This window comes from Burkholderia sp. SJZ089, from assembly GCF_007828315.1.
Taxonomy (GTDB): Bacteria; Pseudomonadota; Gammaproteobacteria; order Burkholderiales; family Burkholderiaceae; genus Burkholderia; species Burkholderia gladioli.
Genome location: NZ_VIUM01000003.1, coordinates 159,620 through 184,274 on the forward strand (window position 1 = coordinate 159,620; position 24,655 = coordinate 184,274).

Below are 24,655 nucleotides of genomic sequence, written 5' to 3' on the forward strand. Positions count from 1 at the left end.
TGCCGCCGTGCCCGATCAGAACAGCCCGACCGGCCGCGCGTCGTAGCTCACCAGCAGGTTCTTGGTCTGCTGGTAATGGTCGAGCATCATCTTGTGGGTCTCGCGCCCGATCCCCGATTGCTTGTAGCCGCCGAAGGCCGCGTGCGCCGGGTACAGGTGATAGCAGTTGGTCCACACGCGGCCGGCCTTGATGCCGCGCCCCACGCGATAGGCGCGGTTCGCGTCGCGCGTCCACAGCCCGGCGCCCAGGCCGAAGATGCTGTCGTTGGCGATCGCCAGCGCCTCGGCCTCGTCGCGGAAGGTGGTGACGGCGATCACCGGCCCGAAGATCTCCTCCTGGAACACGCGCATGCGGTTATGGCCCTTCACCAGGGTCGGCTCCACGTAGTAGCCGCCGGCCAGGTCCCCCGCCAGCCTGCCCGGCGCGCCGCCGGCCAGGAGCTGCGCGCCTTCCTCGCGCGCGATCGTCAGGTAGCCGAGGATCTTGTCGTATTGCTGCTCGGAAACCTGCGCGCCGATGGTGGTCTCGGTATCGAACGGGTCGCCCTGGCGGATCCGCTGCACGCGTTCGATCACGCGCTCCATGAAGGGCTCGTAGATCGATTCCTGCACCAGCGCGCGCGACGGGCAGGTGCAGATTTCGCCCTGGTTCAGGAAGCCGAGCACCAGCCCCTCGGCTGAGGCGAGAAGCGCTCAGCGCGCGTCGAGCGGTGGAAACAGCTCGCGCAGGTCGGCGCCGCCATCGAGGATGGCGCGCCGTTCGACGGTTTCGATCGCCCGCCCGCTCCATCGATCCACGCGATACAGCGCGCCGAACGGGAAGGACGGCGGCTGCGCGCCGGCGCCGGGCACGTTCTCGCCGCCGCGCCGCACCGAGTCGGACAGCCAGGAAGCCAGGCGCAGGTGATAGGGATTGCGCGCGATCTCGCCGCGATGGCAGAGCAGGGCATCGAGCAGGGTGGCGACCTCGGCCTTGCGCAGTTCCAGCAGCAGGTTGGGATCGTCCAGCGTGCCCCAGAACTCGGTCTGTGCCAGCCACAGCGGCCGTTCGCATCGCTGCAGGGCATCGAGCACCAGCCGGTGCACGCCGATATGGGTGGCCGAGCCATCGCGCGCATGCGGGAACACCAGCAGGCGCGGACGATACCGGTCGAGCAGCGAGGCCAGGAGCGCGACGTCGCGTTCCCAGCTGGCCGGGTCGGCATGGCGGCGCGCCTCGCTGATCGGCTCGCGGCCCGCGAAGCCGGCATCGGCCAGCGCGAAGCCGAGCCGCGCGCAGGCCTGGCTCAGTTCGCACCAGCGCGCCTCGCGGCGCTCGACGCGGCTGCCGAGCGTGGCCGCCAGGTTCAGCACCGCGTAACCGGCCTCGCGACGCAGGCGCAGCGCGAGGCCGCCCACCAGGCACTCGTCGTCGGGATGCGGCGAGATCAGCATCGCCAGCGGGCGATCGCGATCGAGTTTGATCGAGGGCAGCGGGCCGGCCGGCTCGGGCATCGGCAGCCGCGCTTGCAGCAGGCGATCGAAGGCATCCAGGTAGTCGATCACGCCGTCGGCCGGCCGCGTTTGGTTCATGCCTCGGGCTCCGCCGCGACGGGCCGGCCGGGCAGCGCGCGCGGCGCCTTGCTGCGCATCACCCGCGCGATCGCGGCGATGTGCTCGGGCGTGGTTCCGCAGCAGCCGCCGGCGATATTGAGCAGGCCGGCCTCGGCGAATTCGCCGAGCAGGCTGGAGGTGACGTCGGGCGTTTCGTCGAAGCCGGTCTCGCTCATCGGGTTCGGCAGCCCCGTGTTCGGGTAGCAGGAGATATAGGTCTCGCAATGCTTGGCCAGCTCGGCCAGGTAAGGCCGCATCAGCGCGGCGCCCATCGCGCAGTTCAGGCCGAAGGTGAGCGGGCGCGCATGGCGCAGCGAATTCCAGAACGCTTCCACGGTCTGCCCCGACAGCACGCGCCCCGAGGCATCGGTGACCGTGCCGGAGATCATGATCGGCAGCCGCTCGCCGGTCTGCTCGAACAGCTCGTCGAGCGCGAACAGCGCGGCCTTGGCGTTGAGCGTATCGAACACGGTCTCGACCAGGAACAGGTCCACGCCGCCTTCGAGCAGCGCCGCCGCCTGCTGGTGATAGGCCTCGCGCAGCTCGTCGAAGCTGACGTTGCGCGCGCCGGGATCGTTCACGTCGGGCGAGATGCTGGCCGTGCGCGGCGTGGGCCCCATCGCGCCGGCCACGTAACGCGGCTGTCCGGGCGTGGCATGGCGGTCGGCCGAGGCGCGCGCGAGCCGCGCCGATTCGAGGTTCATCTCGCGCACCAGCGCTTCGAGACCGTAGTCGGCCTGCGCGATCGAGGTCGCGCCGAAGGTATTGGTCTCGGCGATATCGGCGCCGGCCGCGAAATAGGCGTCGTGGATCTCGCGGATCAGCTGCGGCCGCGTCAGCGACAGCAGCTCGTTGTTGCCCTTCAGGTCGCGCGGGTAGTCGCGAAAGCGTTCGCCGCGGAACTCGGCCTCGCCCAGGCGCTCGCGCTGGATCATGGTGCCCATCGCGCCGTCGAGGATCGCGATGCGCGTCTGCAGCAGCCGCGCCAGCCCGGCGCCGCGTGTGTAGTCGATGTCGATGGCGGGATGCCGGGCCATGATGGTCCTCGTGCGGGTTCGATGGTTACAGGATCGTCGGATTGGGCGCGTCGCCGTACATCTGCAGCGGATCGAAGGTCTTCCGCGCCTCGGTGAAGACCAGCGCCGGATCCTGCTCGTGCTGCGCGCCCACCGGCACGCGCCGATAGAAGCAGGAGCGGTAGCCGACATGGCAGCTCGCCCCGGAGCCGGCCACGCTCACGCGCAGCCAGACGGCGTCCTGGTCGTCGTCGATGCGCATCTCCTCGACGCGCTGCACCAGGCCGCTGGTGGCGCCCTTGCGCCACAGCGCCTGCCGCGAGCGGCTCCAGTAATGCGCCTCGCCGCTGCGGATGGTCAGCGCCAGCGCCTCGCGGTTCATGTAGCCGAGCATCAGCACCTCGCCGCTGGCGGCCTCGTTGGTGATGCAGGCGATCAGGCCGTCGCGGTCGAAGCGCGGCGCGAGGGCATGGCCCTCCTCGACCTGCTCGATCGAATCGCGCGAGGCCAGCGTCACGCCCTCGCTCGCCGTGTCCTTGGGTATCTGGCTCATTGCAATGCTCCTGTCGTGTTCGGGGTATGCAGTCCGACGCGCGCGAACAGCGCCTGCCGTGCCGCGATGCGCGCGGCCTGGTCGGGTGCCCGGCATTCGTCGACCAGCAGCGCGACGGCCTGCGCGAGCGGCAGCGTGCCGAGGTCGAGCCCGCCGCGCGAGCGGATCGCGATGCTGCCGGTTTCGCGTTCCCGGGCGCCGGCCACCAGCAGGAATGGAATCCGCTGCAGGGTCTGCTCGCGGATCTTGTAGCCGATCTTCTCGCGGCGCAGGTCCGCCTCGGCGCGCAGGCTGGAGGCGGTCAGCAGTTGCGCCACGTCGCGCGCGTAGTCGGCGTGTTCCTCGCTGATCGACAGCACCATCGCCTGAACCGGCGCGAGCCAGGGCGGCAGCTTGCCGGCGTGATGCTCGATCAGGATGCCGATGAAACGCTCCAGCGAGCCGAACAGCGCGCGGTGCAGCATCACGGGCCGCTTGCGCTGGCCATCCTCGTCGACGTACTCGATGCCGAAGCGCTCGGGCAGGTTCATGTCGACCTGCAGCGTGCCGCATTGCCAGTCGCGGCCGATCGCGTCGCGCAGCACGAATTCGAGCTTGGGGCCGTAGAACGCGCCTTCGCCGGGGTTGAGCCGGTAATCCAGGCCCGTCGTGTCGAGCGCGTTCACCAGCGCGCCTTCCAGCCGATCCCAGGTGGCCTCGTCGCCCATCCGGTTCGCGGGCCGGGTGGAGAGCTTGATGCGCACCTCCTCGAAGCCGAATTGCCGGTAGATGTCGAGCACCAGCGCCACCACGGCGCGGCATTCCTGGTCCATCTGCGCGGGCGTGCAATAGATGTGGGCGTCGTCCTGCGTGAAGTGGCGCACGCGCAGCAGGCCGTGCAGCGCGCCCGAAGGCTCGTAGCGATGCACCTTGCCGAACTCGCCCATGCGGATCGGTAGGTCGCGATAGCTCTTCAGGCCGTGGCGGTACAGCAGCACGCTGCCGGGGCAGTTCATCGGCTTGAGCGCGAGCGAGCGGCCGTCCTCGGTGGCGGTGGTGAACATGTGGTCGCGATAGTTGAGCCAGTGGCCCGAGATCTCCCACAGGCTGCGGTCCATCACGTCGGGCGAGTTGACCTCGACATAAGCGGCGTCCTCCTGGCGGCGGCGCATGTAGGCGATCAGCTCGCGGAACACGGTCCAGCCGCGCGGATGCCAGAACACCGCGCCGGGCGCGTCTTCCTGGAAGTGGAACAGGTCGAGCTCGCGGCCGAGCCGGCGATGGTCGCGCCGCTCGGCTTGCTCCAGCCGCTCGAGATGGGCCGCGAGCTGGCGCGCGTCGGCCCAGGCGGTGCCGTAGATGCGTTGCAGCTGGGGGTTGCGCGCGTCGCCGCGCCAGTAGGCGCCGGCCAGGCGCGTGAGCTTGAAGGCCTTGAGGAAACGCGTGTTCGGCACGTGCGGGCCGCGGCACATGTCGACATATTCCTGGTGGAAATAGAGGTTCATCGCCGCGACCTCGGGCATCGCCTCGATCAGGCGCAGCTTGTAGGCCTCGCCGCGCTCGCGGAACAGGCGGATCGCTTCCTCGCGCGGCAGCACGCGCTTGATCACCGCGTAGTCGAGGTCGATCAGCTCGCGCATGCGCTGCTCGATGGCCGCCAGGTCCTCGGGCGTGAAGGGGCGCGGATAGGCGATGTCGTAGTAGAAACCGTCATCGATCACCGGGCCGATCACCATGTTCGCGTCCGGGTAGAGCTGCTTGACCGCGTGGCCGAGCAGGTGGGCGCAGGAGTGGCGGATGATCGCGAGCCCTTCCTCGTCGGCGGGCGTGATGATGCGAAGCCGTGCATCGTGGTCGATGGCGTCGCCGAGATCGACCAGCCGGCCGTCGAGTTCGCCGGCGACGGCGCGCCCGGCCAGGCCGGGGCCGATCGCGGCGGCCACCTCGGCCACCGTGGTGCCTGTCGCGAAGCAGCGACGCGAGCCGTCGGGCAGGGTGAGGTCGATGGATTCGGCCAGGGCGGAAGGAATCATGGCGTCGGGAAATGGAGAGGGGGGAGGCGTCATGGCTGCACCTCGTGATCGGCGAAACGCCATCGCGTGCCGTGCGGCGTGTCCTCGAGCAGCACGCCGCCGTGGTCGAGCTGCTGGCGCAGCGCGTCGGCGCGGGCGAAGTCGCGACGCTGGCGCGCGGCATCGCGCTCGGCCACCAGCGCCTCGGCGCGCTCGGGCGTCAGCGACGCATGGCGCGGATCGCGGGACTGATGGCGCAGCGCGGCGAGGGCGCTCGGAGCGTGCTGCCGTAGCAGCCCGAGCAGCGCCGCGGAGGCGCGCAGCCGCGCCGCGGCCTCGCGCTGCTCGTCGGGATCGGTGGCGTGGGCGAGCTGCGATACGAGTTCGTGCAGGCGGCTGATCGCGAGCGGCACGTTGAGGTCGTCGCGCAGCGCGGCCAGCACCAGCGCATCGGGTTCGACGGACTGGGCCGGAGCAGGCCCGCCGCCGGGCGCCTCGACACACGCCAGCGCGCCGTACCAGCGCGTCAGCGTCTGCCGCGCCTGAGCCAGGCGCCGCGCGTTCCAGTGCAGCGGATTGCGGTAGTGCGTGGCCAGCAGCGCGAAGCGGATCGCCTCGCCGGGCGCCTCGGCCAGCAGCTCGCGCACCAGCAGCACGTTGCCGAGCGACTTCGACATCTTCTGGCCGTCGACGGTGACGAAGCTGTTGTGCACCCATGTCCGGCAATACAGCGCGTCGTGGGCGCAACTGCCTTGCGCGATCTCGTTCTCGTGATGCGGGAAGATCAGGTCCTGGCCGCCGCCGTGGATGTCGATGGTATGGCCGAGGTGGCGGCCGATCATCGCCGTGCATTCGACGTGCCAGCCGGGGCGCCCGCGGCCCCAGGGGCTGTCCCAGCCGGGCAGCTCGGGTGTCGAGGGCTTCCACAGCACGAAGTCGAGCGGATCGCGCTTGTAGGGCGCCACTTCCACGCGCGCGCCGGCGATCATGTCCTCGGTGCGGCGGCCCGAGAGCTGGCCGTAGTCGGTGTAGGAGGGCACATGGAACAGCACGTGGCCTTCCGCGACATAGGCATGGCCGCGCGCGATCAAGGTTTCGATCAGGGCGACGATCTCGGGGATGTGCTCGGTGACGCGCGGTTCGAGGTCGGGCGCGAGTACGCCCAGCGCCTGCATGTCCTCGTGATAGGCCGCGATGTAGCGTTCGGTGATCGCGCCGATCGGCAAGGCCGCGGCGGCCGCGGCCGCGTTGATCTTGTCGTCGACGTCGGTGAAGTTGCGCGCGTAGACCAGCTCGCGATAGTCGTGGCGCAGCAGGCGCGCCAGCACGTCGAACACCACCGCCGGCCGCGCGTTGCCGATGTGCGCGAAGTTGTAGACGGTGGGGCCGCAGACGTACATCGTGGCGCGATCGGGCCGGGAGGTCCGAATGACTTCCTTGCGGCGCGTGAGCGTGTTGTGCAGGCGGATCGCGTCGCTCATGGCTGAACGCCTCCCGCTCGCGCCGGCACGGACCAGGCTGCCGCGTCGTGCGGATGCAGGCTTTCCAGGTGGCGCACATGCACGTGTGCGCCGCCGAGGCCGGCGAGCGCGGCCTGGATGCGGCGCGCGGCATCCTCGACGAACATCAGGTTGGCGCCGTTCAGCGCCGCGAAGGCCTGTTCGTCGGCGCGCTTGACCGCCGTCTGCACCGGCGTGGCGACGGCCGCCTCGATGCGGTCGATCAGCGAGAGCAGGCCGAAGTCGCGCGCATCGGCGGCGATCCCGATACTCACCTCGGCCTCGCTGCGCTGGCTGTGCGGCGTGGCCAAGGTGGCATGACGCTTCAGCCAGGCGGCGACTTCCGCCGGGTCGAGCGCGGCGCTCGCTTCGAAGTCCTTGAGGAAGGCCTGCTCCACCAGTTGCCTCGACAGCGCCGCCGAGCACGGGCAGGTCGACGAATAGGCGACCGTGACGCGCGCATGCAGGCTCGGGCGGCCGTCGATCAGCGTCGCGTCGATGCGCACCGGGTAGGCTTTCCAGCCCGACAGACCCTCGGTGACGAGGGCCGGGCGGCGCGTCAGCAGCTCGGCCCGCAGGCGCAGGCGCGCATTGCGGCTGTCGCAGTCGCGATGGCTGTCGACCATCGCCTGCAGCAGCGCGACCAGGCCGGCGGGCGACAGCGCCTCGTCGTGCCCGAGCGTGTCGAGCAGGCGATACAGGCGCGACATGTGGATGCCCTTGACCTGCGGGGCGGGCAGATCGACCTGCACGTCGGCGCGCGCGTGCAGGGCGCGCCGATAGCCGGGCTCGTCGATCGTGACGGGAAGGTCGATCTGCTGCATGCCGACCCAGGCCAGTGGGCTCAGGCTCGGCGCGAGGTCGGTCAGGGAGACGTCGGGGAGGGCTGCGTTCATGCTCTCGGTTCGGTGGAGATGCGTCCCCACCCGGTCTGGAGCAAGGAACGCTGGTTCGATCAGGGCCAGTCGGAAAACGGACTCGGCCAGGTGGTCCAGACGGCCGGGCCGCGGGACATTTCCTCGTCGCTGAGCAGACAGGCATCGAGCCGGGCGCGCATCGAGGCTTCGTCCATGTCCATGCCGATCAGCACCAGTTCCTGCCGCGCGTCGCCGACGCGCTCGTCCCACTTGGCGCGGATCGCGGCGACCGCCTCCGGATCCTGCGGCCAGCGCTCCTCGGGCACCGCGGCCCACCAGTAGCCGGCCGGGCCGTGGCGCGCCACGGCGCCCGCCTGCGACCAGCTCCCGGCCAGGGTGGGGTGGCTGGCCAGCCAGAAGAAACCCTTCGAGCGCACCACGCCGGGCCATTCGCTATCGATCAGCGCGTGGAAGCGTTGCGGGTGGAACGGGCGGCGCGCGCGATAGACGAAGCTGCGGATGCCGTATTCGTCGGTTTCGGGCGTGTGGGTGCCGCGCATTTCCTGCAGCCAGCCCGGCGCCTTCGAGGCTTCGTCGAAATCGAACAGGCCGGTGCCGAGCACGCGCTCGAGCGGCACCTTGCCGAATTCGGCCAGCTCGATGCGCGCGCGCGGATTCAGGCCGCGCAGGATCGCCATCAGGCGCTCGCGCTCGGCGTCGCTGATCAGGTCGATCTTGTTCAACACGATCACGTCGCAGAACTCGATCTGCTCGATCAGCAGGTCGACCACGGTGCGCCGGTCTTCCTCGCCCAGCGATTCGCCGCGCGATTGCAGGCTGTCGCGCGAGCTGTAGTCGAGCAGGAAGTTGTAGCCGTCCACCACCGTCACCATGGTGTCGAGCTGGGCGATCTCGTTGAGGCTGCGGCCGTCCTCGCCCTCGAAGGTGAAGGTCTCGGCCACCGGCAGCGGCTCGGAGATGCCGGTCGACTCGATCACGATCTGGTCGAAGCGGCCTTCGCGCGCCAGCCGGTCGACCTCCTCCAGCAGGTCCTCGCGCAGCGTGCAGCAGATGCAGCCGTTACTCATCTCCACCAGCTTCTCGTCGGTGCGCGACAGCTCGGCGCCGCCCTCGCGCACCAGGGCCGCGTCGATGTTCACCTCCGACATGTCGTTGACGATCACCGCCACGCGCCGGCCCTCGCGATTGTTGAGGATGTGGTTCAGCAAGGTGGTCTTGCCCGCGCCGAGGAAGCCGGACAGCACCGTGACCGGCAGGCTGCCGGGAGAGGGGGACGTGGAGGTTGCTTGGCTCATCTTGGGGATCTCGATAATGGCGCGCGCTGGCTTCGCTCGATGGCGACTCAGCCGTGCGTGGCCTGTTCACGTGCGCCGCAGGCCGCGCACTGGCCGTGAAGCTCGATGGCGGCCTGGCGCAGGGAGAATGCGTGCTCGCGCATCCAGTGCCCCAGGCAGCGGCCGACTTCCGGGTCGACGAATTCGTCGACCTGCCCGCATTCGTCGCAGATCGCGAAGGCGAGCAGGCCGGGCCCGCAGGCGGCCGTCTGCCGGCAGGCCAGGTAGGCGTTCAGCGATTCGAGCCGGTGCACCAGGCCTTGCGCGGTGAGCCGCTCCAGCGCCCGGTAGACCTGGGCCGGCGCGCTGAAACCCTGCTCGCGCAGCCGCGCCAGCAGCGCGTAGGCGCTGAGCGGGCCGGCCGCCTGCCTGAGGGCGGCCAGCACGCGCTGCTGGTTGACGGTCAATCGCATGGGAATCCTCCGGGGCCGGCCTCGGGCATCGCGACGTCGGGATGCGATGCGGGATACGAAAATGATATGTTATATCATCTCGAGGCGGCGCGTAGGGTGCCGTGTGGCGGTAAAGAGAAGGGAGCGAGGTAGAGGCGGGCGCTTGACCAGCGCGTCAACGAGCGGCGCGATGCGCTGACGACGTTTGCGATCGGCCAGATATTCCTGGCGCATACGCCGGCGCTGGCTCGGCGGCTGCGTCAGGCAGGCGCCTTGCTGGCGGCGCTCGATGCGCGAGCTGTTCGACCTGATGAAGTGCTGGTGCCGAGGCAGCGGGCGGTGGCCCCAGGCCGGGCGCCTAGCCCTGCACCAGCCGGTTGCCGCCGAGCGATTTCGCCGTGTAGAGCGCGGCGTCGGCGGCGGCCAGCATCTCGGCCAGGGGTGGCACCGAGTTCGCCTCGTAGCGCGCCAGGCCGATGCTGACGGTGGCCTGGATGTCGATGCCGTCGATCTTGGCGGCGATCGTCTCGGCGAAGCGCTGCGCGACGTACTCGCCGAGTTCCGCGGCGCGCGAGGCGTCGTAGCTCGACAGCAGCGCCGCGAATTCCTCGCCGCCAATGCGCGCCAGGATCGTTTCGGACCCCAACACGGTGCGCGCCACCTCCGCAAACGATTTCAGCACCTCGTCGCCGGTGTGATGGCCGTAACGGTCGTTGATGCGCTTGAACTGGTCGAGGTCGAGCGCCAGCACCGCGAATGGCAGCTTGCCGCCGGCCGCCTGGATCACCCGCATGCCTTCCTCGAAGAACCAGCGGCGATTGCCCAGGCGCGTCAGGTAGTCGGTCTGGGCCTCGCGCAGCAGGCGGCCATGGGTTTCCTCGCGGATCAGACGCAGCAGCGTCATCGGCAGGATCACGGAATACAGCACGCCCTCGTAGAGCGTGGCCTGGCTCGCCAGCATCACCAGCGGCATGCCGTAGCGCTGCGCCAGCCAGGGCAGCACCAGCGCCCGCGCCATATAGAACAGCGCATGCAGGCCGGTGACGAGGATCGCGATGCGGCGCGCCTGCAGGGCCTTCATGCCCTCGCAGCGCAGCAGTTCGCGGGTGGTCATGCCGCTCACGAGGGCGATCGGCAGGGCGCTGACGTAGTACCACATCACGTCCGCCCAGCGCGTCCAGCAGATCGCCCAGGCCAGCGCGTCCACCGCCAGCACGCCGATCGCCACGCGCGTCGCGCGGCGGCCGTTCAGCGCCGCCACCCCGCCCAGGATCAGCAGGTAGCCGCCGAGGATCACCAGGTTGCTGAGCGCGGCGCCCGACGCGCCGGGCATGGCGCGGCGCACCAGCACCACGGCGCAGCCCACGCCGAGCGTGGTATAGCCGGCGGCCAGGATCCGCAATGCCTTGCTGCGATGGGGATGAGCCTGGTGCTCCCAGAACGTCAGTCCGGCACTGGCGAACAGCGTTCCGATCGCGAGGAAATATAGGGTAAGAAGGTCGACGTGCATTACTGACGTAAAGGCCTATGCCGGTGCGTCGCGGCGGCTGGCGGCATTTTACGCTGAACGTTCGACAACTCCGTGATGTTCAAATTTCAGGCGTGACGGGCGCAATTCATCGAGGGGAGCGGCGCTCGTTTCGGCGGTGCCGTGATCGAGCGGCGGCTTCCCGGTATCGCGCGGGGCCGGATTGAAACGATGGCGGCGTGCCGCGTAGCCGCCCGCGGCGCGGCGATCAGGACGGTCTAGCTGTTGGATGGAATTGAAATTGAACGGCGATTATTTTCACCATTACTGAAATTAAAATCAAAGGTGCCATTTATTATTGATGGCGCATGATTTCAAATGTATCGGAATGCAAGGGGTAATTTCCTTGTCATCGTCGTGATACAGTATGTTTCAAATCTTTCCGTAGACGGAATATTCAATCCAGGTGAATCGAAAAACCGAGCCGGGCTCTCATGCCCGGCTCGGTTGCTCCTGCCTGGGCAATCGGCTATATCCGCCGGCGAGTTGCCGTGAAATCGGCAGGAATCAGCCCGGTTTTTCGATTTATCAAACGCTCGATGATATTGCATGGGCAACCGCCAATAATTCCCGCGCTGCCGTGGCGCACTGCCCGCGCTAAATAATGACGAGGATAATTTTGAACGCCAAAAACCCTCATGAAATTCTGGAGCTCACCGCGGCGCAATTGGAAATGTGGTTTTCGCAGCAACGCGAGCCCGACAATCCCTTGTTCGACAGTCGTGCCTATGTGGATATCGGGGGGGCGATCCATTACCCGGCTTTCGAGGCGGCGGTGCGCCGTTTCATCGAGGAAGCCCGGATCCTGCATTTCCGTTTCCTTGAAACATCGTCGGGGCCGGTTCAATTCGAAGCTGGCGGAGATGCCTTCGAGCCGACGTTCATCGACGTCTCGCGCGAGGACGATCCATTCGCGGCTTGCTGGAATGCGATGCAGGCCGAATCGAATCGTCCCTACGATGTCCTCTCCGGCAGGCTGTTCAGTCAAACGCTGTTCAAGCTGGGCGACCAGCGGCATGTCTGGTACCAGCGCTATCACCATATCGTGATGGATGGCGCCAGCATCCCGCTCGCGACGCGCCGGGTGGCGGCGATCTACACGGCGCTGATGCGGCAGGCGCCGGTTCCCGAGGCGGACTTCGGGGCGATCGACCTGATGATGAGCGGCGATCGCGCGTATCGGTCCTCGCCGCGCTACGCGAGCGACCGCCAGTATTGGCAGGACTACGTCCATGCCCTGCCTGCCACGGAAACGATCGCCGGTGCGGCGCCCCGTGTGAGCGGTTTCTTCAACCGGGCATCGGCGCCGCTTCCCGCTGCATTCATCGACCAGCTCGACCAGATCGAGACGCGGATCGCGAAGTGGCCGCTCGTGCTCACCGCCATCGTGGCGGCCTATCTCTACCGGATGAGCAACGGCCGTGTAACCGTGTTCGATTTTCCGGTTTCGGCGCGCAGCAAGGAGACGCGTGCGCTGCCCGGCATGTTCGCCAATATCCTGCCGATGCGGCTGCCCATCACGCCGGGCACGACGCTGACGGAGCTGACGCGCCAGGTGAGCACCGAAGTCTTCGCGCACATGAAGCACCAGCAGTTCCGCGTGAAGGAGATCAGGCAGATGCGCGGTGCGTTCGCCGGGCCGGTGTTCGGTCCGCGCATCAATATCGTTCCCTACGACAACCGCTGGGAGTTCGATGATGGCCGCGCGACCTTGCACGCGCTCGCCAATGGCCTGGTCAACGATTTCGCGGTGACCGTGACGGGCAATCCGCGCGATCCCGGCTGCACGCTGCATGTGGACGCGAACGCCGAGCTTTATGACGACGCCAGCGTGCAGGCGCATCGGAAGCGTTTGCTGCACTTCATCGAGGCGGCGCTGGCGGATCCGGAGCAGCCGATCGAGCGGATCGATTTGCTCGATGCTGACGAGCGGCGCTTGTTGCTGCAGACGTGGAATGCGACGGAAGCGGATTATCCTCGGCATCGATGTGTCCATGAGTTGGTCGAGGCTCAGGCAGGGCATATGCCCGAGGCGATTGCGCTGGTCGCGGGTGATGAGCAGCTTTCTTATGGCGAGCTCAATGCGCGTGCGAATCGGCTTGCTCGTTATCTCGTCAAGCTCGGCGTTGGACCGGATATTCCGGTTGCCGTGTGTGTGGAGCGAAGCGTCGCGATGGTTGTTGCGTTGCTTGCGATATTCAAGGCCGGTGGCGCTTACCTGTCGATCGATCCCGCCTATTCGAGTGCGCGCCTCGCTCATATCCTCGATGATGCGGCACCGCCCGTCATGCTGGCCGACGCGGTTGGGCGTGAAGTGCTTGGCGAGGCGCGTCTGGCCAGGCATGTGATGGTTGACTTGAGCGTGTCTTCTGCGCCGTGGGATGACTTGCCTTCGGATGATCTTCCGCCGCGCTCGCTCGGGCTGGATTCATCGCATCTTGCCTATGTGATCTACACGTCAGGTTCCACCGGCACGCCCAAGGGCGTGATGGTCGAGCATCGCCAACTCGCGAATCTCGTGACTTGGCATATCGATCGCTTCGAGTTACGGGCGGGCTCTCGTGTCCCTGCCACCGCAAGCCTGGCCTTCGACGCCAGCGTGTGGGAGCTTTGGCCCGTGCTGTGTGCTGGCGCAAGCTTGTTACTACCGCCGCCTGGGCTGTCGTCCGATGCCACTGCGTTGTTGAACTGGTGGCGACAACAGTCGATGGATTGCGCATTCCTCGTCACACCGCTGGCACTGCTGGCGATGCAGTCTGAATTGCCTCCGGGGCTGAAATCGCTGCTGATCGGCGGCGATCGTGTGACGTCGCTGCCTTCGGGACTGCCGCCATCGCTGCGCATCGTCAACAACTATGGCCCAACCGAAACCACGGTCGTCGCGACCTCGGGCGAGATCGAGCCGTCTGCCGGCGACACGGTTTATCCGATCGGCAAGCCGATCGCGAATACGCGCATTTACTTGCTCGATGAGAATCAGGCGCTGGTTCCCTTGGGCGCAATCGGCGAACTCTACATCGGCGGTGCCGGTGTCGCGCGAGGCTACCTCAATCGCCCCGATCTCACCGCGCAACGCTTCCTTGCGGATCCGTTCGCGCGTGCTGAGGGCGATGCCGAGGCGCGCATGTATCGAGCCGGCGACCTCGCGCGCTACCAGCCAGACGGCAACATCGTGTTCCTCGGTCGTAACGACGAGCAGGTCAAGGTGCGTGGCTTCCGAGTCGAACCCGGGGAGATCGAGGCACAGCTCGCCACGCACGAGGCGGTGCGCGAGGCGATCGTCGTTGCTCGGCAGGATCCAGCGGGCAATGCTCGCTTGCTGGCTTATGTGAGCTTGCAGGACGCCGCGCCGTGTGCCGAACTCGTGCGTGACTTGCGCGAGCACCTTGCTGCACGGCTGCCAGAATACATGGTGCCGGCCGCGTTCGTCGTGCTCGACGCCTTGCCGCTGACGCCGAACGGCAAGGTGGACCGTCGCGCGTTGCCGGAGCCGGATGACGAGGCGTTCGCGCAGGCGCAATACGAAGCGCCGCAAGGCGACACCGAGCAGACCATCGCCGCGTTGTGGGCCGAACTGCTCGGCGTCGAGCGCGTGGGCCGGCACGACAACTTCTTCGCGCTCGGCGGCCATTCGCTGCTGGCCACCCGCATGCTCGCGCGGCTGCGTGAATCATTCGGGCACGATGTGTCGATTCGCACGCTCTTCGAGGCGCCGACTGTCTCGCAATTGGCGCCGCGAGTACACACGGCGGTTCAGTCCGACGCGCTGGCCATGCTCCTGCCGATTCAGACGCTGGGATCGAAACCGCCGCTGTTCTGCATCCATCCGGCTGGCGGTTTCAGCTGGCCATATGCGGGCCTCGCTCACCATCTGCCAGATCGTCCGCTCTATGGCCTGCAAGCGCGCGCACTCGCGGAAGCGGACGAACAAGTGGAGTCGATCGAGGAGATGGCACTGGATTACGTCCGGCAAATCCGCGGCGTGCAGCCCAGTGGCCCTTATCATCTGCTCGGCTGGTCGCTCGGGTGCCATATCGCGCATGCGATTGCCACGCAGCTACAGCTTGCCGGCGAGAGCGTGGCGTTGCTCGCGATGCTCGACGGTTATCCGATGGCGGAGATCGAAGCTATTTCCTCGCCGACGGAAGCGGAAGTCATGGGGGTGCTGATGCAAGCGTTTTCGGATTCACGCCAACCGACAACCGCCGAACCGTTGACGATAGCAACGCTGAAAGCGCACCTGGCGCGGAGCAATCTGATGTTCCAGACGATCAGCGAACCGACGTTCGCATCGATCGTGCGGCAATTCCAGATCGCACCAGCCCTGGCCGGCATGTTCGCGCCGGAGATATTCCATGGCGATGTGCTGTTCCTGAGGGCTGTGCTCAGTCAGGCGGATGCTTATCCACAGCGCGAGGTTAGTGGATGGCAGCCCTATGTGCAGGGCCGAATCGAGACGCATGACGTCGAGTGCCTGCACGAAACGATGATGAGCGCGCAGGCACTCGCGAGGATCGGGCCGATCGTTGCGGCCGCACTCGAGCGGGGCTTGAAAAATGGAGAGGCGTCGACAGGTTCGCCTATGGCTACCGAGAATGCATGACGGCAGCTGATGCATGCGAATGCATCGCGCCGTCGAGGAAGATCGACTTGAACTTCCTCGACGGCTAACGCAATGCCTTACAAGCTCGCGAGCGGCACCGTCACCTCGGTCCCCGCCGGGTCGAGCCGCAACTCGGTACCCGGCGCCGGCCGCAAGGTCGCCTCGTAGTCGCTCGACAGCACCACCAACCCGAGCCGGTGCCCCGCCGCGATGGTGTAGTCGCGCGGCATGAAGCTGAGCTTCAGCTCATAGGGCAGGCCCGCCAGCACCGGCTGCGAATGCCGGATCGACAGCGGATTGCGCGGGTCGGCCCAGGCGCGCGTGACGATGGTGGCTGTGCCGTCCGGCGCGCGGTCGACCAGCAGCGCGGTGACGTTCGCGGCAGCCGAGAACGTCAGTCGCACATGCGCCGTCGCGGTGCCCGACAAGCGGCTCGCGGTGGTGAACGGCGCGGTCTCGAAGCGGCCACGATGCGCGCCGTCAGGCGCGTTCGCCAGCGTCAGCGCATCGATGCGCGCGTCGTCGCGGAACGTCAGCAGCGGGCCGCCCGTCGGGAAACGCAGCAGCGCGCCGTCGCGCGAGCCGTCGCCGCCGGCGAAGTAGGTGACGGGGCGCGCCTGCCGTGACGGCCACTGCGTTTCCTTCAGCAGCGTGCCGTCGGCCTGCTCTACCACCGAACCGGCATCGCGCTCCACGCCGTTGTCGACGCCGAGCAGGTAGCGCGTGAACCAGCGGTTCACGGCCACCGGCCACGCATCGGTCAGCGCCGGACGGCTGCGCGGATCGATGTGCTTGGCGCGGTGTAGCCACAGTTGCGCGGGCACGCCCTGGCGGCGCATCGCCAGGTACCAGGAGGTCGACTGGTCGACCCTCACGTTGTCGTCCGCGAGCCCCTGCGCGACCAGCGCCGGCGCCACCGCGCGCAGCGGCGAGATCTCGCGCGCGGCCCAGAACGCCGAATAGTCGCCGGTGGCGCGATCCTCGTCGCGCAGCGCCTCGTCGACCAGGTGCGTGCAGCGTTCCGGATGCGCATTGGTCAGCAGCGCCTTGATGTAGACGTCGACATCCTCGCCCTGGTAGCCCTCGGGCGCGCGTACCAGGCCGCCCGCGCGATAGTAGCCGTACATGTCGGTCAGGCCGGCGATCGGCACGATCGCGTCGAGTCCGCGCGTGCGCAGGCTCGCGACCATCTTCGGCAGGGTGCCGTCGTACGACACGCCATACATGCCGACATGGCCCGTCGACCAGTTCGCGACCACCGGCTTGCCGACCGCGTCGCGTGCCGTTGCCTCGCGGCCGAGCCAGCGGATCACCTGGGCCATCGCCACCGATTCGTCGTGGGTGAGGATGGTCGGGCAGCCGTCGGAACCGGCGGTGCCCAGCGAATCGGCATAGACGATGCTGAAGCCGCGCTGCACGAAGTAGCCCTCGATCCACGAGCGCGCGGCCGCGGCCACCTCGGCCTGCTGGCGCAGCAGCGACACCGGCCGCGCGGCCATCACGCGCGCGCCGCTACCGGCATCGGCAGCCCGCGAAGCGGTGGCGGCGGCAGGGCTGGGCGAGCCGTCCAGCTCGACGTCGACATCGTGGTTCGGGCTGTCGGCCAGGTCGTTGTAGTAGGGGCTGGCCAGCACGATCACCGGCGTCACCGCGCCGTCGTCGGTCTCGGCCGGGCGCACCACCCGCACGTGGATGCGGTCCTTCTGGCCGTCGCCGTCGGAATCGATGGGCGTCTCGACCCAGGCTTCGCTGGTGCGCGTCGCGCCCGACAGCGAAGGCTGGACCTGTCCATCCTTGACGAGCGGCGGATATTTGCCGCGCGAGGCATCGGCATAAGGCACGCCCGAAGGCGAACGATGCGCGCGCGAGGCCGCATCGGCCGAGGCTTGCTCGGCGGAGGAAGCGGAGGAGGAGAACACGGAAGCGCCGGGGCTGCCGCCGTCGTCGCCGCCGCACGCGCCGAGCGCGAACACGGCCGCGATCGCGGCGAGCCACGCCTTGGCGGCGGGCAGGGAGGAGTGGGTCATGCTTGTCTCGCTGTAGTTGTGTCGGGAGTCGTCAAGCGCGACGAGCGGCGGGCGTTGCCGCGCCGCCGCCCGCTCGCGCCGGATGGACCAGGCCATCCGGCGCGCGTGGTGCCTGCTGTTACTGACGTGCCGCGTTGACGGCCGCGCCGGCGTCGAGCAGGCCCGCGCCGCAGGTGCTGGTCGAGCAGCCCGAGCCGCTCGGGAACGGCCGTGCCGAGGCTTGCAGCTTCTGCAGGATCTGGCTGGGCGTGAGCGAGCCGTTGGCCGCCAGCATCAGCGCCACGGTGCCGGCCACGTGCGGCGTGGCCATGCTGGTGCCGTTGTAGGAGGCATAGCTGTCGGCGGCCGGCGATTTCGTGCCGCTGTTCAGCGTCGACAGGATGTTCACGCCGGGGGCGGCGATCTTCACCAGCGAGCCGGTGTTGGTGAAGCTGGCGCGCCGGCCGTTGATGTCGGTGGCGGCCACCGCGATCACGTTCTGGCAGTTCGCCGGCTGCGAGCTCGATACCGGCGAGGCCTCGTTGCCGGCCGCCACCACCACCGTCGCGCCCTTCGCCACCACCGCGTTGATCGCGTTCTGGTAGGTGCGGCTGCAACTACCGCCGCCGCCGAGGCTGAAGTTCAGCACGCTGGCCGGGTTCGGGTTGGCCGGGGCGCCCGGCACCGAGAGGCCGGCGGCCCAGCGCATCCCGTCCGCGATATCGGACAGTGTGCCGCCGCACTTGCCGAGCACGCGCACCGGCAGGATCTTGCCCTTCCACGAGATGCCGGCCACGCCGGTGCCGTTGTTCGACACCGCGCCGATCGTGCCGGCCACGTGGGTGCCGTGCCAGGAGCTGTTGCTGGCGAAGGTGCGGCCGAATTCATCGAGCTGGCAGCGGTAGAACGGGCCGTTCGGATCGTCGACTTCCTGCTGCGTGACCCAGTCGCCCGGATCGGCGGCGCTGCTATCGCGGCCGTTGCCGTCGTTGGCGCTGTCGGGATCGCTGATGAAGTCGTAGCCCGGCAGGATGTTCGCGGCGAGGTCCGCATGCGGGCGGTAGCCGGTGTCCACCACCGCCACCACCACCTTGTCCGAGCCCGTGGTGATGTCCCAGGCCTTCGGCAGGTTCGCGCCGCCCACGCCGCTGGCATAGCCCCATTGCTCGGAATAACGCGTGTCGTTCGGCACCAGGAAGGCATGCATGCGCGCATCGGGTTCGGCGTAGTCGACCGCGCCGTCGGCGGCGAAGTCCCTGGCCAGCGAGGCCGCGTCGGCCGCCGAGATGTTGCGGCCCAGGCGCAGCACGGTGGCGCCGTCGGCCATCTCGCGCTTCACGTGCAGGCCGGCGGCCGGGTCGCCCGCATTGCCGGGCGCCGAGGCGGCCGCGGCACCGAACGAGCGCGTGGTGACGCGTTGCCCACGCGCGGCCAGCACGCGATCGATCACACCCTGGATGCCGGGTTGCGTGCTCGACGAGGCGATCGAGGCCGTGGCGCGAGCGGACGGCGAGGCCGCCGGCTTCAGCTTGACGATCAGCTGGTTGACGCTTTCGCCGCCGCTGCCGGCGCTCGTCACGCTGGGCGCCTGCGTCTCGGCGTGAGCGAGCGTGGCGCCGGCGGCGAGCACCAGAATGATTGCGGAAGAAATAGAAGTAGTACGAACTAATTGATTCATGCCAGTACCCCCAGAAGGAGAGAACGGATTGCGTTGTTGGAGTGTTACCGTTGCGAAAACACGGGTTTGCATCCCGGCATGAAGGCGGGCGCGACGCCCTGGCCAGGGGCGGCACCTGCTGCCGAACAAGAGCACGGACTGCTGGCGCGGCTGCTGCGGGAAGCGCGCTGTCGAGAAGGCCGGCCCGCAGGGCGCGGGCCGGCCGTGTGCCTCTCTCAGGTTCTTTTGTTGTGGTTCGGATACCGCCAGGAGCCTGCGCGGCAAACGCTGGGCGTTGTCGCGCGAGCTCGGGAAATCATTTAGTACGACTGAAATGGACGGCGAGGAAACGGTACCGTATTCAGTGCTGCGCGGCGCGCTTGCCGGATGGCGGCGCATCGAGCCCGTCGAAATAGAGGAAGCTTTCCTCGGGCTTTCGCAAAATTATCTTGCCGTATGGCGGCTGTCAAATAAATTTAATAGAAATCTAAAAAAGTTAGATAAGTGCCGGATGTGAGGGGGCAGCCGCGCACGGCGCGATGCGCGCGCACAAAATGACGAAGGCCGCGTGCCTTGTCGGGCACACGGCCTTCGCCGTTCGATCCGGCGCGGGACGAGCCTCAGGAATAGGCCTTGACGCTCGCCGCCTTGCGCGGGCGCGAATCGCGGATGAACACACCCGAGAGCAGCGCACCGGCCAGCGCGATGCCGCCCGCGAGCAGGAAGGCGCTTGCGTAGGAACCGCTGCGCTGCACCAGCAGGCCCGTGACGGCCGGCCCGATCACGCCGGACAGGCTGCCGATGCAGTGCATGCAGCCGCTCACGCTGCCGACCCTGGCGGGATGCACGACATCCTGCACCACCGCCCAGTAGAGCGCGCCCGTCACGTAGAGCAGGAACAGCGCGACCGACATCAGCGCCACCGCGTTGGCGGCGGTATGCACGGTGCCGGCCACCGCCACGCAGATGCCGGTGGCGAGCAGCGAGACCACCAGCACGATCTTGCGCGACAGCATCAGCTTGCCGGTCCAGCGGAAGATCGCGTCGGAGATCGCGCCGCCGGCGGCGAGCCCCACCGTGCCCACCAGCCAGGGCACCACGGTAGCCAGGCTCATCTCGCGGATGTTGAGATGGTGCGCGTCCACCAGGTAGCTGGGGAACCAGCTCAGGAAGAAGAACAGCACGTAGTTGTAGCTGAAGAAGGCGAACGCGGCGGCCAGGATCAGCGGCTGGCGCAACCAATGCGAGAGCGGCAGGTTCGCGCTGGCCGGATCGATCGGCGCGACGGCGCCGCCGCCATGCGCGCTTGCCCGGCCGCCGGCGGTGGCTTCGTCGTCGAGCGAGCGGACCAGGCGGCTGCTCGCCGGCGTGTCGGCCGTCATGGCGACCCACGCCACCACCCACACCAGCCCGATCGCGCAGATGATCCAGAACGCCAGGCGCCAGCCGAAGCTCAGCGCGAGCAGGCCCACCACCGGCCCGGCGATCGCGCCGCCGAGCGGCGAGCCCGCGCTGAGCAGGCCCATCGCGGTGGCGGCGCGCCGATGCGGCATCCAGTTGTTGACCATCTTGTTGGCGGCGGCGCACAGCGGCCCTTCCGCCATGCCGAACAGCACGCGCACCACCAGCAGGCTGGCGAAGCCGACCGTCACCGCGGTCAGCCCGCAGAACAGCGACCAGAAGCCGACCGCCAGCACATAGACGAGCTTCGGGCCGAGCCGGTCGCTCGCCAGCCCGCCGACGAAGTTGAACAGCGCGTAACCGACGAAGAAGCTGCTGAACACGATGCCCATCTGCGCGGCGTCGATACCGAGATCCTTCTGGATCAGCGGCGCCGTCAGCGACAGCGCGATGCGGTCGAGATAGTTGATGCCGTAGACGAGGAACAGCAGGAATACCGTGATCCAGCCCATCGTGCGTTGCTTCATGCTCTGTCTCCTGTTCTGCCGGTTTTGTGACCGGCTGGTGGCCGGCTTTGTCGGTGTCGCGAGGCGGCGGTCGGCGGTGCTAGCGTTCGGCCGATCTCGCCAGCAAGGCTTCGGTGCCGCGCTCGCGCAAGTCGGCGAGATGCTGTGCGAGCCGCGTGACGAAATCCGCCGGCCAAGGCGCGGCGCTGAACACGCCGTGATGGCCGAGCGCGGCCTGGGCGGCGTCGAGCGGCGTGTCGGCGGCGCGTAGCCGGCCCGTCAGCGCCGCCGCGCCGGGGTCGCTGATCGCGAGCGTTTCGCCCGTCTCGCCGCGTGCCGTGGCGAGGTAGTGCAGCCAGGCCGCCAGCGCGCGTTCGAGGCGCGGCCGCTCGATGCCGGCCGTCAGGCTCTCGCGCAGCGCCGGCAGCCAGCGCACCGGCACCTTCTGCGTGCCGTCCATGGCGATCTGGCGCGTCTGGTGGGCGAGCGTCGGATTGCGAAAACGCGCCAGCAACTCGTCGCAATAAGCCTGCACGTCGAAGCCGCGCGGCGCCGTCACGGTGGCCAGCAGGTCCTCGCGCATCAATGCCTGCACGAAGGTGCCGATGGCCGGATCGGCCATCGCCTCGGCCACCGTCGCCCGCCCGCGCAACTGGCCGAGATAGGCGATGGCCGAATGCGAGCCGTTGAGCAGGCGCAGCTTCATCGCCTCGTAGGGCCGCACGTCGCCCGTGAGCAGCGCGCCGGCTTCTTCCCAGGCGGGTCGCGGGCCGCTGAAGCGATCCTCGATCACCCATTGCGTGAAGGGCTCGCAGGCGATCGCCGCCTCGTCGCGCAGGCCCAGCCGCGCTTCGGCGGCCGCCAGCGAGGCCGGCGTGGCGGCCGGCACGATGCGGTCGACCATGGTGTTCGGGAAGGCGATCGTGTCGCCGATGCGACTCGCGAGCGAGGCATCGAAGCCGCGCGCGTACTGCATCAGCAGCTTGCGCAGCTGGTCGCCGTTGCTGGCCATGTTGTCGCAACAGACCACGCTCAGCGGCGCATCGGCGGCGCGCCGGCGAATGCCGGCGGCCAGCACGCCGAGCGTGGTGCGTGGCGTGTCGGGCGTGAGCAGGTCGTGGCGGATGTCGGCATCGTCGAGATCGAGATCGCCGCTGGCCGGCGCGATGCTGTAGCCCTTCTCGGTCACGGTCAGGCTGACGATCGACACGCGCGGATCGGCGATCGCGTCGAGCACGGCCGGCAACGCGCTAGGCACGTGCAGCGCACCGACCAGCGCGCCGGCCACGCGGCTGCGCGTGGTCTCGCCGTCGCTCTCGGTGACGGAGTAGAGCAGGTCCTGCTGGCGGATCAGCTCGGCCATGCGCCGCTCGCGCAGATGCACGCCGACGATTCCCCAGCGCAGGTCGCCCGCCTCGAGCAGCGCCTCGGTATAGAGCGCCTGATGCGCGCGGTGGAAGGCGCCCAGCCCGAGATGGACGATGCCCGGCTGCAGGCGGTCGCGTGCGTAAGCGGGTCGCCGCGTATCGGCGGGGAGCGCGCCCAGGGATGCCTGGCTCAGCAGTGTCGCCATCGTGTGCTCTTTGTACCATGGTAGAGTTCGCGTCGAACGAAGCTTAATCGGCACTGGTCGGGGATTTTATCGGTGTAAACGCTAGACGATCCCGAAAACACCTCAGTGCTACCATGGTACAAACAATGGCACCGTCACCGAACATGACCCAGATGGCTCCCGATCCACAGGACGACAGCACGCTCGCCGCGCTGCGCGGCTTCAAGGCGAATGCCGACTTGCCCTATCGCCCGCAGGTGCACCGTTTCCTGCTCGACGCGATCGTGCGCGGCGCGCTGCCGCCGCATACCAGCCTGTCCGAGGCGGCCATCTCCGAGGCGCTCGAAGTGAGCCGCACGCCGGTGCGCGAGGCGCTGGCCCAGCTCGCCGACGAGCATCTCGTCAATATCTATCGCAAGGTCGGCACCATCGTCGCGCCGATCTCGGTCTCGCAGCTCGAGGAAGGGCGCTTCGCGCGCAGCACGCTCGAATGCGCGAACCATGTTCAGCTCGCGCAGACCATCACGCCCGGGCAGCTCACCGAATTCGGCGCGATCGTCGAGGCGCAGCGCGAGGCTGTCGCCGCCGGCGAGGTCGAGCGCTTCTTCGAGCTCGACGAGCTGATGCACCGGCGCCTGTTCGAATTCGCGGGCCGCGCGCATGTCTGGGAGATGCTGCAGCCGATGAAGCGCCAGTTCGACCGGGTGCGCTGGCTGCTGCTCGACCGCGTCGCCGATCACGCGCTGCGCGCCCTGCACGAACACGAGCTGATCCTCGCGCAGATGGCCTCGCGCAACGTCGCCCAGCTCGGCGCGACGGTGGCCAGCCATATCGACCGGGTCGGCTCGCACCTGCCCGCGGTGCGCGAGCGCGCCCCCGACTATTTCACCGGCTGAGCGGCACCGGCCGCCGGCCGTCCCGCGCATGGAGACGACGATTGAAGATTGAACGCTTGCAGACCATCGTGACCTGCCCCGGCAGGAACTTCGTGACGGTGAAGATCGTCACGGACGAGGGCGTGCACGGCCTGGGCGACGCCACGCTCAACGGCCGCGAGCAGGCCGTGGTCGCGTATCTGGAAGAGCATGTGTTTCCCTGCCTGGTCGGGCGCGATCCGCGCCGTATCGAGGACATCTGGCAATACCTCTATCGCGGCGCCTATTGGCGGCGCGGGCCCGTCACCATGACGGCGATCGCCGCGATCGACATGGCGCTGTGGGACATCCTGGGCAAGCTGGCGGGCATGCCCGTGTACCAGTTGCTGGGCGGCAAGAGCCGCGACGGGCTGATGGTGTATGGCCACGCGAACGGGCGCGATCACGAGGAAGCGGTCGACGCGGTGCGCAGGCACATCGAGGAAGGCTACCTGGCGATCCGCGTGCAATCGGGCGTGCCGGGGCTCGACAAGGTGTATGGCGTGGGCAGGACGGCCGGCGAATACGAGCCGGCGCAGAAGGGCCTGCCGCCCGAGGAGCCCTGGGATACGGCGCTCTATCTGCGTCACACGCCGGAGCTGTTCCGCAAGGTGCGCGAGGCGGTCGGCTTCGAGCCGCATCTGCTGCACGACGCGCATCACCGGCTCACACCGATCGAGGCGGCGCGGCTCGGCCGCGATCTCGAGCCCTATCGGATGTTCTGGCTGGAGGATGCCACGCCCGCCGAGAACCAGGAAAGCTTCCGCCTGATCCGCAGCCACACCACCACGCCGCTGGCGGTGGGCGAGGTGTTCAACTCGATCTGGGATTGCAAGGACCTGATCCGCGAGCAGTTGATCGACTACATCCGCGCGACCATCGTGCACGCGGGCGGCATCACGCATGCGCGGCGCATCGCCGATTACGCGGCGATGTACCAGGTGCGCACCGGCTTCCACGGCGCCACCGATCTCTCGCCGGTCTGCATGGCGGCCGCCGTCAACTTCGGGCTGTGGGCGCCGAACTTCGGCATCCAGGAGCTGATGCCGCACAACGCGCTGACCAACGAGGTGTTCCCGCATCGCTACCGCTTCGAGAAAGGCTTCCTGGTGATGGACGACGTGCCGGGGCTGGGCGTCGAGATCGACGAGACGCTGGCCGCGAAGTATCCCTATGAACGGGCCTACCTGCCGGTGGCGCGCCTGCGCGACGGCGCGATGTGGAACTGGTGA

17 protein-coding genes and 1 pseudogene are annotated in these 24,655 nt (G+C 68.2%); 4 read left to right on the top strand and 14 right to left on the bottom strand.

The genetic code is table 11. From position 1 onward, the window contains the following. Positions 1-15 precede the first annotated feature (15 nt). From FB600_RS06820 to FB600_RS06865, 10 genes and pseudogenes are all read right to left on the bottom strand, one after another. A pseudogene (locus tag FB600_RS06820) lies at positions 16-681 on the bottom strand (aldehyde dehydrogenase family protein); the annotation flags it as partial. Between the two features lie 12 nt (positions 682-693). Further along, positions 694-1,572, bottom strand: a complete 879-nt coding sequence (locus FB600_RS06825) for a PIG-L deacetylase family protein (RefSeq protein ID WP_145756413.1) — start codon at positions 1,570-1,572, stop codon at positions 694-696. Beyond that, on the bottom strand, positions 1,569-2,630 hold the full coding sequence (locus FB600_RS06830; RefSeq protein WP_145756414.1) for a homocysteine S-methyltransferase family protein: 1,062 nt from the start codon (positions 2,628-2,630) through the stop codon (positions 1,569-1,571). Before FB600_RS06830 ends, FB600_RS06825 begins: the two co-directional genes overlap by 4 nt. 25 nt (positions 2,631-2,655) lie before the next feature. Continuing rightward, positions 2,656-3,162, bottom strand: a complete 507-nt coding sequence (hisI, locus tag FB600_RS06835; protein WP_145756415.1) for a phosphoribosyl-AMP cyclohydrolase — start codon at positions 3,160-3,162, stop codon at positions 2,656-2,658. Beyond that, a complete protein-coding gene (thrS, locus tag FB600_RS06840) occupies positions 3,159-5,174 on the bottom strand; it encodes a threonine--tRNA ligase (protein ID WP_222432916.1) in 2,016 nt (671 codons plus the stop codon). Before thrS ends, hisI begins: the two co-directional genes overlap by 4 nt. A 29-nt stretch (positions 5,175-5,203) precedes the next feature. Next, positions 5,204-6,634: a cysteine--tRNA ligase gene (gene cysS / locus FB600_RS06845; RefSeq protein WP_145756417.1), complete on the bottom strand. Its 1,431-nt coding sequence runs from the start codon at positions 6,632-6,634 to the stop codon at positions 5,204-5,206. After that, positions 6,631-7,548 carry a GTP cyclohydrolase FolE2 gene (gene folE2 / locus FB600_RS06850; RefSeq protein ID WP_145756418.1) on the bottom strand — a complete coding sequence of 306 codons (918 nt, stop codon included), beginning with the start codon at positions 7,546-7,548 and terminating at the stop codon, positions 6,631-6,633. The genes cysS and folE2 overlap by 4 nt, the downstream gene beginning before the upstream one ends. 59 nt (positions 7,549-7,607) lie before the next feature. Beyond that, entirely contained in the window at positions 7,608-8,825 is a 1,218-nt protein-coding gene (gene zigA, locus FB600_RS06855; RefSeq protein ID WP_025101876.1) for a zinc metallochaperone GTPase ZigA, read from the bottom strand. A gap of 47 nt (positions 8,826-8,872) precedes the next feature. Then, positions 8,873-9,277, bottom strand: coding sequence for a Fur family transcriptional regulator (locus FB600_RS06860; protein ID WP_046575963.1), 405 nt, complete (start codon positions 9,275-9,277; stop codon positions 8,873-8,875). A gap of 337 nt (positions 9,278-9,614) precedes the next feature. Continuing rightward, on the bottom strand, positions 9,615-10,766 hold the full coding sequence (locus FB600_RS06865) for a sensor domain-containing diguanylate cyclase (protein WP_145756419.1): 1,152 nt from the start codon (positions 10,764-10,766) through the stop codon (positions 9,615-9,617). 637 nt (positions 10,767-11,403) lie between these two features. Between FB600_RS06865 and FB600_RS06870 the strand changes: the two genes are divergently transcribed. Further along, on the top strand, positions 11,404-15,387 hold the full coding sequence (locus tag FB600_RS06870) for a non-ribosomal peptide synthetase (protein ID WP_186467850.1): 3,984 nt from the start codon (positions 11,404-11,406) through the stop codon (positions 15,385-15,387). A 77-nt stretch (positions 15,388-15,464) separates the two neighbouring features. On the opposite strand, the gene FB600_RS06875 is transcribed toward FB600_RS06870, so the two are convergent. Both FB600_RS06875 and FB600_RS06880 read right to left on the bottom strand, forming a co-directional pair. Beyond that, positions 15,465-17,414 carry a Xaa-Pro dipeptidyl-peptidase gene (locus FB600_RS06875; protein WP_096752280.1) on the bottom strand — a complete coding sequence of 650 codons (1,950 nt, stop codon included), beginning with the start codon at positions 17,412-17,414 and terminating at the stop codon, positions 15,465-15,467. 118 nt (positions 17,415-17,532) lie between these two features. Beyond that, positions 17,533-19,071 (bottom strand): S8 family peptidase, encoded by a 1,539-nt coding sequence (locus tag FB600_RS06880; protein WP_096752281.1) that lies wholly within the window; start codon positions 19,069-19,071, stop codon positions 17,533-17,535. A 313-nt stretch (positions 19,072-19,384) separates the two neighbouring features. Between FB600_RS06880 and FB600_RS06885 the strand changes: the two genes are divergently transcribed. Beyond that, the gene (locus tag FB600_RS06885; protein WP_124076830.1) at positions 19,385-19,567 is read left to right on the top strand and encodes a hypothetical protein; all 183 of its coding nucleotides are present in this window, start codon (positions 19,385-19,387) and stop codon (positions 19,565-19,567) included. Between the two features lie 103 nt (positions 19,568-19,670). Here the strand turns inward: FB600_RS06885 and FB600_RS06890 are convergent, their stop codons facing one another. Next, the gene (locus FB600_RS06890; protein ID WP_096752282.1) at positions 19,671-20,978 is read right to left on the bottom strand and encodes an MFS transporter; all 1,308 of its coding nucleotides are present in this window, start codon (positions 20,976-20,978) and stop codon (positions 19,671-19,673) included. Between the two features lie 79 nt (positions 20,979-21,057). Next, entirely contained in the window at positions 21,058-22,530 is a 1,473-nt protein-coding gene (locus tag FB600_RS06895; RefSeq protein WP_145756421.1) for a mannitol dehydrogenase family protein, read from the bottom strand. 143 nt (positions 22,531-22,673) lie between these two features. On the opposite strand from FB600_RS06895, the gene FB600_RS06900 reads away from it, so the two are divergent. Then, positions 22,674-23,405, top strand: a complete 732-nt coding sequence (locus FB600_RS06900) for a GntR family transcriptional regulator (RefSeq protein WP_145756422.1) — start codon at positions 22,674-22,676, stop codon at positions 23,403-23,405. A gap of 41 nt (positions 23,406-23,446) precedes the next feature. Then, positions 23,447-24,655 (top strand): D-mannonate dehydratase ManD, encoded by a 1,209-nt coding sequence (gene manD, locus FB600_RS06905; RefSeq protein WP_103694019.1) that lies wholly within the window; start codon positions 23,447-23,449, stop codon positions 24,653-24,655.